Source organism: Bradyrhizobium sp. 134 (genome assembly GCF_023074155.1).
GTDB lineage: Bacteria > Pseudomonadota > Alphaproteobacteria > Rhizobiales > Xanthobacteraceae > Bradyrhizobium.
Window position 1 is genome coordinate 67,731 of record NZ_JADPKX010000016.1, and the last position, 14,850, is coordinate 82,580.

Below are 14,850 nucleotides of genomic sequence, written 5' to 3' on the forward strand. Positions count from 1 at the left end.
GGTTCGTTCACACCGGAAACGTCAGCGACGTCAGCTTCGGCGCGCGAATACCAGCTGACGGACGTCGATCTTTTCGGCCCTGAAACCTGCCTCGCAGTAGCACAAATAATATTCCCACAGCCGTCGGAACGGCTCGTCGAACCCGAGTGAGGTCAGGTCCGTCCAAGCATGGCCGAAGCTCGTTCGCCAGACCGCGAGCGTCTTGGCGTAGTCCTGTCCAAAGACCCGTTCGCGGATCAGAGGCATCTGCACGCGTTCGCCGAGCGAGCGCAGGACATTCGGCGAAGGCAGCATCCCGCCCGGAAAAATGTATCTCTGGATGAAGTCCACGCGCCGCCGGTAGCTGTCAAAGAGCTCGTCGCGGACGGTGATCGCCTGGATTCCGGCAAGACCGCCCGGCTTGAGCCGTTGATGCAGTTGATTGAAGTATGTCGGCCAGAACGGCTCACCGACGGCTTCGATCATCTCGATCGAGGCGATACGGTCGAACTGTCCGTCCTGATCGCGGTAATCCTGCAACCGGATTTCGACCTTGTCGCCGAGCCCGGCTTCGTGGATTCGCCGGCTGGCGAATGCGTGCTGCTCCTTGCTGATGGTGAGCGCCAAGACCTTGGCGCCGCAAGTTTTGGCGGCATATTCGGCAAAGCCGCCCCAGCCGCAGCCGATCTCGAGCAGGGTATGGCCGGGCCGCAGCTCGATCGCCTTCGCCAGCTGTTCGTATTTGTGCCGTTGAGCGGCGAGCAGGTCGGTCGCATCGGGCGAGAACAATGCCGACGAGTAGGTCATGCTCGGATCGAGCCAGGCCGCAAAGAAAGCGTTGCCGAGATCATAATGGGCGTGGATATTCAGCCGCGATCCCAGTCGCGTGTTTCGGCGCAACCGATGCAGCGCGCGCCGGCAAAGCCGGACCAGTGCATTGCCGGCGAAGGCGCTGTCGACCAGATCGTCGTTCAGACAGAACACGTAAAGCAGCTGGGAGAGATCCGGTGTGCTCCAATCGCCTCGAATGTAAGCCTCGGCCATGCCGATATCGCCGCCCAGGACCAGGCTTCGCGCGAAGGCGTAGCTGTTGAGCTCGATGGTCGCCGACGGCCCCGGATGCGTTCCCCGCAGCACCACCGTTCTGCCGTCGGGAAGGCGAACATCCACGGTGCCGAGCTTGAGCCGCGAGGCAAGCCGCAGCGCGAGCCGCGCGAGCAAGGGAACGTCATCGAAACGAGCAGTCTGGTGAGTGGCTGCGAGGTCCATGGCTTCACATTCAGCGTTGGTTCGGACGGGGGACGTAAGGAACATTTTTCAGCCAAAGCCGGATCGCTTCCCAATGGATGGCCACGACGACCTTGAAGGTGAGAAGTGGCAGGGTGACGAGCGTCGCCAACAGCGAGCGGCTGGTCAGCGGGCGACGTTGCCCGGAGAATGCGGCGGTAAATATCGCACCGTGCTCATCGGTCTGCACGATTCTGACCTTCACTTGCTGGTCGGGCGGAGCAATGCTGAAGCGATACTTCGTTTGCATCTCCATGAATGGCGAGACGTAGAACTCCTTCGCCTGGCATTGTCGTATGGCACCGTCGGCGACAGGGTCCTCCACCGGAAGGATGTAGGAATGGATTTCGCCAAAAGTGTTGCGGACTTCGTAGATCAGCAGCGCAAGATTGCCGCAGCTGCCATAGCAGAAGTAGATCGAAAGCGGATTGAATACGTAGCCGAAGAGCCGCGGATAGCACAAAAGGAGGATGCGCCCTCCCGACAGATCGATATCGCGTTGTTCGGCCAGGCGTCGCACATGGTTGCTCAAGGATGCGCCGTCACGCTTGCCGTGATCGGATTCGTGGAAGCTGAAAACCGACGCGCGATTGATGCCGAACAGGCGAGACTGGCGATCCGCTTCATCAAGCCGATCGAGGTCGATGAGCAGGTTCATGACCCGGTAAGCGAACCTGTGGTGCACGGGCCGCATGCGGGCGTGCATCACCCTGCCCAGGTAGAGCGCGGCTGCAGATGACGTCGCCGTTCCTTCTGGGGCGCCCGGTTGCAACATGTTCTACTCAGCAGCCTGCGCCAGCAACGCGCCGGACTGCCGCCACGGCACCGCACTGCCAAGTGCCTCGGCGACGGCGATGCCGGAGCGCAGGCCATCCTCATGGAATCCGTAGCCGGTCCACGCGCCGCAAAACCAGGTGCGGCGGCGTCCCTGGATTTCGGGGAGATTCCTCTGCGCGGCGAACGCGCTTGCGTCATATTGCGGATGCGCGAATGTGAACTTGCCGAAGGTGAGATGAGGCGCCGGCTCAAAAGGAGGATTGAGGCTGACGAACAGCGGCTTGCGGTCGTCGATGCCCTGCAGCCGGTTCATCCAGTAGGTCACGGCGACGTCGTTCTGGGCAGGCGTTTCGCGTTGCCAGCGCAAGAAGTTCCAGGATGCCCATGCATTGCGGCGTTTCGGCATAAGATTGATGTCGCGGTGCAGATAGGCCGTGTTTGGAGCGTAACGGATCGCGCCGAGAATGGATCTCTCGCGTGGGTCGGCATCCGACAGCATCGCCAGGGCCTGATCGCTGTGACAGGCCATCACGACAGCGTCGTAGGAGTCCTGATGGCCGTGACTGTCGCCGATCGTCACACCGTGCTCGGTTCGATGGATCGACGTCACCGCGCAGCCGAGCCGGATGCTGGCCTTGAACCTGGCCGTGAGTTTCTCGACATAGCGCCGGCTGCCGCCCTGCACGGTCCGCCAGAGCGGTCGATCTAGATGCAACAGCCGGTGATTGTCGAAAAAGGCGATGAAGTTTTCCGCGGGAAAGTCAAGGATCTCGGCCGAGGGCGACGACCAGATGGCGGCCCCCATCGGTCCCAGATAATCGCTGAACAGGCGCGGGCTGAACGCTTGCTTGCACAGATATTCGCCGAGTGTGAGGTTCTGGAGCCGGCCGGCCCGCAAGTCGGAGACGCTTTCCTTGTTGAAGCGGCGGACCTCTGCCAGCATACGAAAATACGACGGGGAGAAGAGGTTACGCGGCTGGGCAAACAGGCCGGAGGCGACCTGCAGGAAGGTCTCGCCGCCGCCCCGCCACTCGAATCGGCCATGGTCGGCCGACATCGCGAAGCTCATGCATGTCTCCTCGGTCTTTACACCCAGGTGCGCGAACAGAGACGTCAATTCCGGGTAGTTCGGCTCGTTGAACACGATGAAGCCGATGTCGACATCGATCTCTTCGCCATCGTAGTCAACGCGCACTGTATGACTGTGTCCGCCCGGTCGCAATTCGCGCTCGTAGACGGTCACGGCATGACGTTCGGACAGGAGCCACGCGGCGGCATTGCCGGCAATTCCCGTCCCGATCACCGCCAAACGCATGCTTTATCGCCCCCAATACCACCAGCGACGGCCGGAACATCCGGTTTCGGGCCAATGTCGTCCGCCGCCCGGCTCAGGACAGCTCCAATAGCTGACCTGTCCACCCGCGCTTGAGGAAACGTTCCAGCGGACAGCGTGGATCACCCGCGAAACCGGGGCACGGGACGGACGTAAGGATCCGAGTTTGGGTATGGTGAGGCATGGATTTCCCGCAAATACTGATCGTCGCCGGCATCGCGCTTGCGCTTTCGCTGTTGATGGGGCTGGCCTGGATCGTTCAGCAGCGAACCGGCAATTCCGGGTGGGTCGATACGATCTGGACCTACTCCGTCGGTCTGGTTGGGGCGGTGGCGGCCCTTTTGCCATTCGGCGAGGCTCTGCAAGTGCGTCAGATGCTCGTAGGCGGGCTCGTGCTGCTTTGGTCGGTGAGGCTCGGGACGCATATCGCCCGGCGCGCCGCAGCGGGTATCGACGATCCGCGATATGCAAGCTACGCGGAGGAATGGGGCTCACAGGCGCCGCTTCGCATGTTTGCTTTCCTGCAGTCGCAGGCCTTCGCCTCGGTGCCGCTGCCATTCGCGGTCTTCCTGGCTGCACACGCTCCACGGGCCGCCCTGGGCGTCCAGGACTATGCCGGCGCCGCCATCATGCTTGCGGCCGTCGCAGGCGAGGCGATCGCCGACGAGCAATTGCGAGGCTTCAAGCGCCACAAGGCAAATGCGGGCCTGGTCTGCAATATCGGGCTTTGGCGCTGGTCGCGTCATCCGAATTATTTCTTCGAATGGCTCGGATGGCTCGCCTATCCGATCATCGCGCTGTCGCCGGGCTACGCATGGGGCTGGGCGAGCCTGATCGCGCCGGCGATCATGTACTGGATACTCGTGCACGTGACCGGAATACCCCCGCTCGAAGTCCAGATGCTGCGATCCCGCGGCCGCCGGTATCGGGACTATCAGGCACGCACCAGCGCTTTCTTTCCACGGCCGCCCAAGAAGGCGCCGGAATGATCGGAGTTCCGGCCGCCGATCTGGCTCAAGGGCGAGACAGGGTTGCGGGGCAAGGCGGAACGAGCGCGCCGCGTGATCCAGCGAGGGCTTCACGTCGTTTACAGCCGATGCCTTTGTTAAACCGGTTGCGACACCGGAGGGGAGACCGGACATGAGCCTGCTTTTTACATATCTGTCGGTGGCTGCGACCTTTGTTGCGCTCGACATGATCTGGCTCAAGACCATGGTTGAGAGACTTTACCGGCCGGTGCTGGGCGACATGTTGCGCTCGCAGCCCGACCTCGCCGCCGCCGCAGTGTTTTATCTGGCCTATCCCGTCGGCCTGATCTGGTTCGCGGTGCTGCCGGCTCAGCAGGATGGCGGCGCACTGCGTGCCCTCATGTCCGGCGTGATGCTGGGCTGCTTCACCTATGCGACCTACGATCTGACCAACCAGGCAACGCTGAGGAATTGGTCGACGGCGCTCACTCTCGCGGACGTGGGCTGGGGATCGGTCCTCGCCGGTGTCAGCGCCTGGACCGGATTTCTCGTCGCTCAACGGATGGCGCATTGATTATGGACGGGACGCACGACGGGGCGCTGCGGCACGATGGCGACCGTAAGCGCGGCAGATGGTACCGATGCGCCGCTTTCCTGTTTCTGGTTCCTGCTGCGGGGGTTCTGATCGGGGTCCTGAACCGTCCGGGAGCGTGGTACGCCGCGCTCAACAAGCCATCTTTCAATCCGCCGGATGCGGTGTTCGCACCGGTCTGGACGGCCCTGTTCCTGATGATCGCCGTGGCGGGATTCCGCACCTTCGAGGCGGAGCCGCGCGGAACGACGATGAGAATATGGGGCCTGCAGATGATCTTGAATTTTGCATGGTCTCCCATTTTCTTTTCGCTTCATCGCATGGACGTGGCGCTCGGCGTCATTGTTGCGCTGTTTGCTGTGATCCTTGCCTTTGTCTGGCGTCAATGGGCGAACGATCGGCTGGCAGCGGCGCTTTTCATTCCCTACGCCGGCTGGGTGGGTTTTGCGACCTTGCTGAACATCTCGCTGCTCCGCCTCAATTAGGATCGGCGCGCAGAACTGATTTCACGCGTCGAACGGACGAGCGTGGCGCCGAATCAGGGATCCGTCGCTCCATCGCACTCGTCAAAGGCCTCTCGGGTCGCCGCGATCTTGTCGGAGAGCGATGTGAATGCGATCTGGACACTCCGCTTGGCGTCGTCGTCAAGCACGAGGTGCGCAAGATCGACCAGTCGATCGCCGAAGCGCTCCATGACAGCGAGCAAATGATCGAGATCTTCCGCGGGCTGGTTGGCCGCCAGACCGTCGACCTCTCTCACCATCTGCTCGAGTCTCGCAACGGAGGACACAAGCGGATCCTGGTGTCCACGGATGGGGAATTCGATGATCTCTGTGGCCACGCGCGGGTTCCTTGCCTGCTTCAGGCTGCAGCCGATGCGGCAAGGCAGTCCTTGCGTACCGCCAGAAGGGTTCGGTGCAACCAGGTCTTGATGGTGCCGACCGGCACACCGAAGCGCCGCGACAAGCTCGCACGGCTCTCACCCTCGAGATAGGCCAGCGCCACCAGCCTGCGGCGGTCTTCCGGCAAACGAGCCAGCACGCTGCGTGCGATCGGTTCGGCGCGGGCGTAGTCGAAATCGTCGATCGCCGGCTGATCAGCACTTGTCGGAACCAGCAGCGCCTCGTCCAGCTCGTGAGTCGGCAGTCTTCTGACCCGCAGATGGTCGATGGCGGTATTCCGCGCGATGGCGGACATCCAGGTCATCGCCGAAGCACGGTCGCCGTCGAACCGACCCGCGTTGCGCCAGATCTTCAGATAGGCTTCCTGAAGAATGTCCTCAATGTCGTGGGGCGGAGTTCCGACGGCGAGCGCAGTCCTGCGCAGCCTGCTCCGCGTCAGCATGTGCAGCGCTGCGAAGGCTTGTGCGTCGCCCGCCGAAACGCATGCCAACAATTCGGGCAATGTTTCGCTCTGCGCCTGCGTCAGGCTTAAGCCGGCCATGACCTGTCTCCCTTGCGTTTCCTTCGAAACGCTCCGGGCGCGCGTTCGGATCACCCGGCGGAAGAAGGAGGCGAGCGGATCAAAGCCGCACGAATGGCCCGATCAGCCTGCCAAGCAGGCCGTTCATGCGCAGGTCGCCCGTCATTGCGACAAGGCAAACACATGGGCCCTCGTCGCCCACCAAAGGTCGATGGTCGATCTCGTCGTCGCCATAGTCGAAATCACCCGGACCAAACCGGCCGCCCTGGTGGCTGAAGCTGCCCTCGAGCACGAGGGTCAATTCGGTTCCGGTGTGCGTGTGTTCGAGCATGCGCGTCCCCGGCGCGGAGCGAAGCAGAAATGCCCGCGCCGTGCCCGATCCGGACAACTCGATCGGTCGCATGCTCAGACCCGGAGCGATGCGCCTGCGCTTGCCGATGCGGTAGTTTCGCAGCGCCGCCGGAATATCCTGCTCGCTGCCGCGAGCGGCCTCGGAAGTCCGCGCCGCTCGCTCTTCAGGAGCGTCGTGAATGCGCGACATCACCTGCTCGAACGCATCCGATGCGACCGGCACCGGCTCGACATCTTCAAGAGCCAAGCCGCCAAGTTGCTCGATGGCCTGCACGAACCGGCCGCACCGAGCGCAACCCGCAACGTGCACCCCCACCACCAATTGATGGGCTTCTTCCAACCTGCCGGCCGCAAAGTCGGCCAGAAGATCTTCCGGTGGATGATGGCTGATCGTCATGCTTCTTCGTCCAATATGTCTCTCAGGCGGTTCATCGCCAGCCTGATCCGCGACTTCACCGTTCCGAGCGGAATGCCGAGCAGGCTCGCGATTTCCGGGTGCGGCCTCTCCTCGATGAACGACAATCTCACCACCATGGATTGCTCCATCGAGAGCTGCCTGACGGCCGAATTGATCCGCGCCGCGTCCTGCACGCGGGACATAACGGCGTCCGCGGGTTCCGCAGGATCCGGCGTCTCGGGAAGCTCAGAGGTGCCCCGCAGGCGGTCTGCCCGCGCTCTGCTGCGGAACAAATCGATGCGCAAATTGCGCGCGATGGTGAATATCCATGCCGCTGCCCCGGCCGTCGTAGGATCGAACTGGCCTGCCTTCCGCCAGACCGCGATCAGGGTATTTTGAGCAATCTCCTCCGCCTCGTCCGAACTGCACCCGGCCTTCAGCATCAGTCCCTTGATGCGCGGCGCGAAATGCTCGAACAGGCGCTTGAAGGCCTCCCGGTCTCCGGCCGAGGCGACGCGTCCGATCAGATCAGCCCAATCCACCTTTGTGTTCGGCCCTTTGTTCGCGCCAGTCGACAGCCGCGCTTCGATCCTCCGGGGAAAACCAGCCTTCGCCCGGAATGGCGCATCTAAAGCTCGGATAGCAGCGATCATAGCGCCTCGACAAGCGACCTGTGGGTCTGGGAACGAACGAGGACTGGCCCTGGATCACCGCGGAATGATCATTGCGACGGTTCCGGGGCCGTCCGCGCCCAGGTCCGGCCGACCGTGCGCCGTCTCGCCCCCGCGCCTTACACCGGGAACGTCAGCGATTTCGCGAGCCTGACCAGATCGACCTGGCGCCGGCAGCCCGTCTTTTCGAAGACGTGAATGAGATGGCTCTTCACAGTGCTGACGGAAACGCCGAGCAAGGCCGAGATCGCGTCTCGCGTGTGTCCCTCGCAGATGAGCTCGAAGATGCGGATCTCGGCCGGCGTCAGGTCATAGAGCTGGTTGAGCGCATCGTGAGGCAATCGCGGCGGCCCGGAGGCGGACGTCACGAACACGGCGGCAGCGGCGCTCTGGATCAGACCGGATCGGGTATGGCTGCGTCGCAGCGGCAGAACGTGGATGACAAGAGGGTCACCGCCTTGGCGGGGGATAGGGATGCCGATGCCTTTTTGCCCGAGCGTCGCCTCGTCCTTTGCTGCCTGCGCGACGGCTGATTGCAATGCGGCCGTGGTCGCCGCAGATTGAACCGCGATCCGGCCATGCCTTGTCACGATCGGATCGCCGGCCGCGAGCATCGCCGCGGCTGCGGCGTTGGTGTGAACGATATTCGAATCCTCGTCGGCCAGGACGACGCCGACCGTCAGGGCCTCCACCGTCGCGGCGAATGTGTTGGCTTCCACCGTCTTCATGTCGAACAGATTGCTGATCGTCACGGCGCGGCGGATGTGAGGCGCCAGAAGGCGCAATCCCTCGACCTGCGCATCGTCAATGCGGCCCGCCGACTCATGCTGGCTGAATATCGCATTTCCAACCATCGTCCTGTCGCGTACGAGGCCGACGGCAACGGCGTCGAACAAGCCCTTGGGCAGGGCCCATTCGCGATAATAGCGGTTGCTGGAGATGATGTCCGGCCGGACCGCCTGGGATTGAACGATCGGCTCGCCGAGCGGATATTGCTGAATGCGCTCGGCGCCGCCCCAGAGCTCGATGATATCGGGGCCGTAGCCGACCCCGTTCTGGGCCATCTGGGCCAGGTCGGACCCGGACACCGCGTTGACGACGGCCTTCATGTTGGTGAGGCTGGCGACCGAGAGCGCGCCGGTGGCAAAGCCGAACTCGGCGCAAATCTCATCCAGAACGGCGGTCCAGCGTTCAGGCGCGATCACACAATCGTAGACCGCGCCGATGAGGTCAGAGAACTTCTCGACCGAAGCCTGCTGCATTCCAAACCACTCACTTCAAAATCACTGGACGACAAAGCGTACCGTCACCCCGAGCTTCCCTACACCGGAAACGTCAGCGACCTTGCCAGCCTGACCAGGTCGACTTGGCGCCGGCAACCTGTCTTTTCGAAGACGTGCAAGAGGTGACTTTTCACGGTGCTGACCGACACTCCGAGTTGCGACGAGATCGCGTCGCGTGTCTGTCCATCGCAGATGAGCTCGAAGATGCGAATTTCGGCTGGCGTCAGATCGTAGAGCTGGATGAGAGCATCGTGAGGCAGTTGCGGCGGACCGGAGGCCGATGCCACGAACAGGGCGGCGGCGGCGCGCTGGACCAGGCCGGCCCGCATGTGGCCGCGCCGCAGCGGCAGAACGTGAATGACGAGAGGATCTCCGCTCGAGCGGGGGATTGGGATGCTGATGCCTTTTTGGCCGAGTGCCGCCTCGTCCTTTGCTGCTTGCGCGATGGCCGATTGCAACGTGCTGGTGGTGGTCGCCGATTGAACGGCGATCCGGCCATGTCGAGCCAGAAGTGGATCGTTTGCCGCGAGCATGGCTGTGGCTGCGGCATTGGTGTGAACGATCTTCGAATCGTCGTCCGTCAGAACGACTCCGACCGTCAGGGCCTCCACTGTCGCGGTGAATGTCGCGGCTTCCACGGTCTTCATGTCGAACAGATTGCTGATGATCACGGCGCGGCGGATGTGAGGTGCGAGAACGCGCAATCCGCTAACCTGCGCATCGTCAATGGCCCCGTCCGACTGATGCTGACTGAATGTCGCATTGCCGATCATTGTTTTTTCGCGAACGAGGGCGACGCCGACGGCGTCGAACAAGCCCTTGGGGAGAGCCCATTCCAGGTGATAGCGATTGCCGAGGACTATTTCCTCCGGGACCGCTTGGGATCGAATGATCGGTTCTCCAAGCGGATATTGCCGGATGCGCTCAACGCCGCCCCAGAGTTCGACGATATCAGGCGCATACTCGATGCTGGTCTGGGCCATCGTCTGGACAGGGTCGGTCCCGGAGGCGGCATTGACTCCGATCCTCATGTTCGTGAGGCTATATGCCGATAGCACGGCGGTCGCGAAGCCGAGCTCCGTGCGAATCTCGTTTAGAACGCCCGTCCAGCGTTCCGGTGCGATCACGCAGTCGTAGATCGCGCCGATGAGGTCCGAGAACTTCTCGACCGAAGCCTGCTGCATTCCAAACCACTCACTTGAAAATAACGGACGTCACGTGAACGCTAGTTTAGGAGTGGCTTCATCGCCTATGGTGTATTTCACAATCCTGAGGTCGTGATCTTATCACCGTGATTCCGTGGCGCAAACGGGAACACCGAACACAATGCTTATGGCCTGATTAAAACTGCGGCAGACGCGACGTTGATTGCAAACCGGCAGGGCGTATCAAGTATGCAGGGATTCGACGATGCAATGATATTGGGCGCGAGATGTCCTCGTCTCGGGGCCGCGGGGGCCCGTCCGCCGGGCGTCGACGAATCATAATAGATCGTGACGATCGCCGCCCGGCCTCTCCTCCGATCGGACGATGGCTCGGCCGACAGTGCATCGATCATCACCGGGTGATCGACGACACATATCATTCGAGCTGATCAATCTAGCTTGGTGTCAGGTGGCTCGCAGTGATCCACCAAGCAAAGGCAAAACTCATGCGCAACTACATCCTCGTGGCTCTTGCGGCGATCGCACTGGCGAACGTGATGACGCCTTCGAACGCGACGACCATCGTCCGCGACCATCGCGACCCGCCCGTCGTGCGCGACCATCGCGATCAACCCATCGTCCGGGATCACCGGACTCACCCCGAGGTCCGCGACCACCGCCACTAAGCATCCTGGCGGCGGAGCCGAACTGAGGAGGTTCGGCTCCGTTTCGCATCATGGATCGTCTGCGCGTGGCGCCTACGTCCATTCGCGATTGTGAGGCTTGAGACCGAGCCACGCCGGCGCTCTCATGCTATTGCTGCCTCGCAACGACGCGAGGACACCCATGCTCCCCCTTCCCGCCGATATCTTCACCGAGCCCGAGGACGTCTCGCCCGACGGCCTTGCCAATCTCGGCCCGCTCCGCCGTCTCGCCGGTGTCTGGCAGGCCGACAAGGGTATCGACATCAATCCGAAGGCGGAAGGGCCGGAGCGGCGGACCTTCATCGAGCGCATCCGGATGGACCCGATCGATCCCCAGGCCAACGGCCCGCAGCTGCTCTATGGGCTGCGTTATCACATCCATATCAACACGCCTGAGGAAGACATCACCTTCCATGACCAGGTCGGCTATTGGTTGTGGGAGCCCGCGACCGGGTTGATCATGCAGACGCTGGCGATCCCGCGTGGGCAGGTGCTGCTGGCGTCGGGCAAGGCCGGGCCGGACGACAAGGAGATATCTGTCACGGCCAAGCGCGGCGACACCGCTTACGGGATCTGCTCGACTGATTTTCTGGAACAAGCGTTCCGCACCGACGCTTACCGCTGCGACATCACCTTCAACGACGACGGCAGTTGGACCTATCTGATCCAGACCGAGTTGTTCGTGCGCGGCGCGCCGTTCAACCATCGCGACACCAACACGCTCAAACTCGTCGCGCCGCCAAAGCTCAATCCCCTCGCGGTGATCGTGAACGATCGCGCCACGGGGAGTGAGAAGGGCAATGAGCCGGCCGCCTGAGCGCGGCCCGGAGATGCGCATGAAGCCTTACGTCATCTGTCTGATGCATTCGAGTCTGGACGGCCGCACCCATCCGAGCCGCTGGCGCCCGAAGGGACCAGGATCGGACTGGTTCGAGAAGATCCACGACGAGCTCGGCGGCGATGCCTGGGTGATCGGCCGCGTCACCGGCTCGGAGTTCGCCAAGCGCGAGCCTTATCCGGCGACGACGGACGCGAAATTTCCGCGCGAAAACTGGTTCGCGCGACGTGACGCGAAAACCTTTGGCGTCGTGCTCGATGCGAAGGGCAAGATCGGCTGGGGCCGTTCCGATATCGGCGGCGATCCGATCGTCGTCGTGCTGACCGAGAGCGTCTCCGATTCGCATCTCGCCGGGCTCCGCGGCGAGGGCGTGTCCTATATCTTTGCCGGCAAGTCCGAGATCGACCTCGCACTGACGGTGGACATTCTCAACCGCGAGCTCGGCGTGAAGCGCCTGCTGGTGGAGGGCGGGGGCGTCGCCAACGGCGCGTTCCTGCGTGCGGGCCTGATCGACGAGTTCAACCTGATCCTCAGTCCCGCGATCGATGGCGCCAGGGGCGCGCCCTTCGTGTTCGATTCCACGGACTCCGAGGGCGACCGGCGTGCACCGCTGACTGCGATGAGGCTGGAGAGCACGCGGGATCTCGGCGGCGGTGTCCTGCTGCTACGCTATCTGATCCAGAACGATCCGCAGGCCGTGGGCGAGTAACAGCACCGCCATGTCCGTAACATCAGAGCATATCGTCATCGTCGGTGCCGGCGCGGCCGGTCTGATGGCGGCGCGCGAGCTGGCGCGCGCGGGCAAGACAGTGACGATCCTGGAGGCGCGCGAGCGCTGCGGCGGCCGCATCCATCCGCTGCCTGCTTCGGAGTTCGGCTACCCCGCCGACGGCGGCGCCGAATTCGTCCACGGCGAGGCGCCGGTCACGCGCGCGTTGCTGCGTGAGGCCGGGTTGTCCCTTCAGGAGATCGAAGGCGAGCGGTGGGGCTTTGACGGCGCAGACATCGTGCGCGAGGATCGCCACGATCCGCATGAGGCTGAGCTGCACGCCGTGGTTCGGGAATTGAACGACGACCTCACCGTCGCCGATTTCCTGCGCCGGCATTTTGCCGGCGATGAGCACGCGCGGCTACGCCATGCGATCGAGCGAATGGTCGAGGGCTACGATGCGGCCGATCCCGAGCGCGCTTCGACGCTGGCGCTGCGCGAGGAATGGATGGCTGGCGGGCACTCTCCGCAGGCGCGGGTCAAGGGCGGCTATGGTGCGATGATCGAGTTCCTGACGGCCGAGTGCCGCAAGCTTGGCGTGATTCTTCGCTTCGGCTGCGTGGTGTCGGCGATCGAGGAGGAGGGCGGCGCGCTCGCCGCTCGCTGTGTCGGCGGCGGGGTACATGGCTTCGATCGCGTGATCCTCACTGTTCCGTTGCCGTTGCTGCGCGAGATCGCGCTCCCGGAGAGCGCGCGCGTGAAGGCGGCGTCTGCCGACGACATCGGCTTCGGTAACGTAATAAAAATCCTGCTGCACTTCAGGCGGCCATGGTGGCGCGAGCGCAAGGAAGAGCTTGCGGACATGAGCTTCCTTTTGACCGACCAGGCCATCCCGGTGTGGTGGACGCAATATCCGAATCGGCATCCCGTGCTGACCGGATGGTTCGGCGGCCCGCGCACGGCAGCGCTGACGCAGCTCGACCCGCAATCGCTGATCGATGCCGGGCTCGTTTCGCTTGCGTCAGTCTTCGGCCTCTCGCGCGAGGATCTCGCGCGCGAGCTCATCGCGGCCGTTGCGACAAACTGGGCGCACGATCCCTACGCCCGCGGCGCCTATTCCTGGGCGACGCCGCGAACGCGCGAGGCGCAAACGATCCTCGCGCGCGCCGACGGGCCGGTGCTGTTCTCCGGCGAGGCGCTCTATCGCGGAGCCGACATGGGCACGGTCGAAGCGGCGCTGGCGAGCGGCCAACAGACGGCGGGGATGATCTTGCGGGGATAGCCTGACGAGCAAAAAAGGCCCGCATTTCGCGGGCCTTTCGTGTTGCTGCCTCTCGTCTTACCAGCGACTGCCGCCGAAGCCGAACGTCACGCTGGGACCGCCGCCGCCATAATATCCGTACGGTCCGCCGCCGTAATATCCGTGGTGCCGCGGATAATAGCCGTAGCTTCGGTAGTGCGGACGATGAAATCCGTGATGGTGGTGAGGACGCCAGTGATGGCGATGGCCGTGATGGTGGTGCCTGTGCTGCGCGCTGATGTCGGTTGATTGGGCGGCTGGCGCGTTCTGTTTCGCGCTTGAATGATTGGCCGCGTTCGCCGCGGATCCGCCTGCAAGCGCCGCAGCACCGACGGCCATCGCGACAAAGAGATACTTCATGTCATCACTCCAGTTGAATGTCGTGTGACAACACATGGTCAGCCGGCGCGTTCCGGCCAGTGCGGGCGTCGAAACGACGCAGTTTCATCGGCGCCCGATTCGCGCGGCTGCGTGCGTCTCGTGAGATTTATTGTCGCATCACCAGCGTCGATCGCAACCCTGCCATCACTCTGCCGCGAATGACGCAATCACGTCATCGGTGGTGGCAGGGACCCAATGCCGCACAAGATCCCCCTAGAGACATGGGCTCCGGCTCTGCAGCGCACCGTTGAAGAGACGCTGCGCTACGCCCGGGGCACGAGAGTCGCGCGAGCGCTCTCCCCTCACGGATGCGGATCGGGAAAGCTGTGACGTTCGGAGAGTGCGCCCAGGATGGCGTCCTTGTCGGCAATGAACGCGCGGCCCTGATGGCTGCCGGTCTGGTGCGGCGAGGTCGCTCCAACCGCCAGCACGAGCAGCGGCAACGACTGGTTCTCCTCGCCAGCCAGCGCGATCACGGCGTGCCGCGGGCGTGGCCACGCGATGCGCTCGACGTCGAGCTTGTCGGCGAACTGCGGAAACGAGACCAGCAAGCCCTCGATCAGCGCGCAATGCCAGCAATAGAAACGGCGTCCAGGAAAGGCCGGGTCCTCGTAACCAGGTCGCAGCAGAAACAGGCGATCGCGCGTCATGGGTCGCTCCGAGGTACGGCCGCAATGTCAAGACGTGATTCGATGATGTCGCGAAAGGACGCC

Annotated in this window: 18 protein-coding genes; 7 read left to right on the plus strand and 11 right to left on the minus strand. The window is 63.2% G+C overall.

What is annotated here, in order from left to right; genetic code table 11:
• Window positions 1–30: 30 nt before the first annotated feature.
• Genes IVA75_RS05940 through IVA75_RS05950 form a run of 3 tightly spaced genes read right to left on the minus strand, consistent with a single transcriptional unit; the run spans window position 31 to window position 3,358 of the window.
• The gene (locus tag IVA75_RS05940) at window positions 31–1,248 is read right to left on the minus strand and encodes a cyclopropane-fatty-acyl-phospholipid synthase family protein (RefSeq protein WP_247285707.1); all 1,218 of its coding nucleotides are present in this window, start codon (window positions 1,246–1,248) and stop codon (window positions 31–33) included.
• A gap of 10 nt (window positions 1,249–1,258) precedes the next feature.
• Complete coding sequence (locus tag IVA75_RS05945) at window positions 1,259–2,041, minus strand: DUF1365 domain-containing protein (protein ID WP_247285708.1); 783 nt, start codon at window positions 2,039–2,041, stop codon at window positions 1,259–1,261.
• Window positions 2,042–2,044: 3 nt separating this feature from the next.
• Window positions 2,045–3,358, minus strand: a complete 1,314-nt coding sequence (locus tag IVA75_RS05950) for an FAD-dependent oxidoreductase (protein ID WP_247285709.1) — start codon at window positions 3,356–3,358, stop codon at window positions 2,045–2,047.
• Between the two features lie 200 nt (window positions 3,359–3,558).
• On the opposite strand from IVA75_RS05950, the gene IVA75_RS05955 reads away from it, so the two are divergent.
• From IVA75_RS05955 to IVA75_RS05965, 3 genes are all read left to right on the plus strand, one after another.
• The gene (locus tag IVA75_RS05955) at window positions 3,559–4,365 is read left to right on the plus strand and encodes a DUF1295 domain-containing protein (protein WP_247285710.1); all 807 of its coding nucleotides are present in this window, start codon (window positions 3,559–3,561) and stop codon (window positions 4,363–4,365) included.
• 151 nt (window positions 4,366–4,516) lie between these two features.
• The gene (locus IVA75_RS05960; RefSeq protein WP_247285711.1) at window positions 4,517–4,918 is read left to right on the plus strand and encodes a DUF2177 family protein; all 402 of its coding nucleotides are present in this window, start codon (window positions 4,517–4,519) and stop codon (window positions 4,916–4,918) included.
• A gap of 2 nt (window positions 4,919–4,920) precedes the next feature.
• Complete coding sequence (locus tag IVA75_RS05965) at window positions 4,921–5,421, plus strand: TspO/MBR family protein (protein ID WP_247285852.1); 501 nt, start codon at window positions 4,921–4,923, stop codon at window positions 5,419–5,421.
• Between the two features lie 53 nt (window positions 5,422–5,474).
• Here IVA75_RS05965 and IVA75_RS05970 read toward each other — a convergent pair whose 3' ends face one another.
• From IVA75_RS05970 to IVA75_RS05995, 6 genes are all read right to left on the minus strand, one after another.
• Window positions 5,475–5,777, minus strand: a complete 303-nt coding sequence (locus IVA75_RS05970) for a hypothetical protein (protein ID WP_247285712.1) — start codon at window positions 5,775–5,777, stop codon at window positions 5,475–5,477.
• Between the two features lie 20 nt (window positions 5,778–5,797).
• The gene (locus tag IVA75_RS05975; protein WP_035961032.1) at window positions 5,798–6,379 is read right to left on the minus strand and encodes a sigma-70 family RNA polymerase sigma factor; all 582 of its coding nucleotides are present in this window, start codon (window positions 6,377–6,379) and stop codon (window positions 5,798–5,800) included.
• A 79-nt stretch (window positions 6,380–6,458) separates the two neighbouring features.
• Window positions 6,459–7,106 carry a ChrR family anti-sigma-E factor gene (locus IVA75_RS05980; protein ID WP_247285713.1) on the minus strand — a complete coding sequence of 216 codons (648 nt, stop codon included), beginning with the start codon at window positions 7,104–7,106 and terminating at the stop codon, window positions 6,459–6,461.
• The gene (locus tag IVA75_RS05985) at window positions 7,103–7,648 is read right to left on the minus strand and encodes a sigma-70 family RNA polymerase sigma factor (RefSeq protein ID WP_027565703.1); all 546 of its coding nucleotides are present in this window, start codon (window positions 7,646–7,648) and stop codon (window positions 7,103–7,105) included. The genes IVA75_RS05980 and IVA75_RS05985 overlap by 4 nt, the downstream gene beginning before the upstream one ends.
• A gap of 248 nt (window positions 7,649–7,896) precedes the next feature.
• Entirely contained in the window at window positions 7,897–9,039 is a 1,143-nt protein-coding gene (locus tag IVA75_RS05990; protein WP_247285714.1) for a helix-turn-helix transcriptional regulator, read from the minus strand.
• Window positions 9,040–9,098: 59 nt separating this feature from the next.
• Entirely contained in the window at window positions 9,099–10,187 is a 1,089-nt protein-coding gene (locus IVA75_RS05995) for a helix-turn-helix transcriptional regulator (protein WP_247358761.1), read from the minus strand.
• A 524-nt stretch (window positions 10,188–10,711) separates the two neighbouring features.
• On the opposite strand from IVA75_RS05995, the gene IVA75_RS06000 reads away from it, so the two are divergent.
• From IVA75_RS06000 to IVA75_RS06015, 4 genes are all read left to right on the plus strand, one after another.
• Window positions 10,712–10,891 carry a hypothetical protein gene (locus IVA75_RS06000; protein WP_027565700.1) on the plus strand — a complete coding sequence of 60 codons (180 nt, stop codon included), beginning with the start codon at window positions 10,712–10,714 and terminating at the stop codon, window positions 10,889–10,891.
• Window positions 10,892–11,051: 160 nt separating this feature from the next.
• Window positions 11,052–11,726 carry a heme-binding beta-barrel domain-containing protein gene (locus IVA75_RS06005; protein WP_247285716.1) on the plus strand — a complete coding sequence of 225 codons (675 nt, stop codon included), beginning with the start codon at window positions 11,052–11,054 and terminating at the stop codon, window positions 11,724–11,726.
• Window positions 11,727–11,745: 19 nt separating this feature from the next.
• Window positions 11,746–12,456, plus strand: a complete 711-nt coding sequence (locus IVA75_RS06010; RefSeq protein ID WP_247285853.1) for a dihydrofolate reductase family protein — start codon at window positions 11,746–11,748, stop codon at window positions 12,454–12,456.
• A gap of 10 nt (window positions 12,457–12,466) precedes the next feature.
• The gene (locus IVA75_RS06015) at window positions 12,467–13,738 is read left to right on the plus strand and encodes an NAD(P)/FAD-dependent oxidoreductase (RefSeq protein WP_247285717.1); all 1,272 of its coding nucleotides are present in this window, start codon (window positions 12,467–12,469) and stop codon (window positions 13,736–13,738) included.
• 57 nt (window positions 13,739–13,795) lie between these two features.
• Here IVA75_RS06015 and IVA75_RS06020 read toward each other — a convergent pair whose 3' ends face one another.
• Window positions 13,796–14,116: a hypothetical protein gene (locus tag IVA75_RS06020; protein WP_027565696.1), complete on the minus strand. Its 321-nt coding sequence runs from the start codon at window positions 14,114–14,116 to the stop codon at window positions 13,796–13,798.
• Between the two features lie 323 nt (window positions 14,117–14,439).
• Entirely contained in the window at window positions 14,440–14,787 is a 348-nt protein-coding gene (locus IVA75_RS06025; RefSeq protein WP_247285719.1) for a DUF3088 domain-containing protein, read from the minus strand.
• Between the last annotated feature and the right edge of the window lie 63 nt (window positions 14,788–14,850).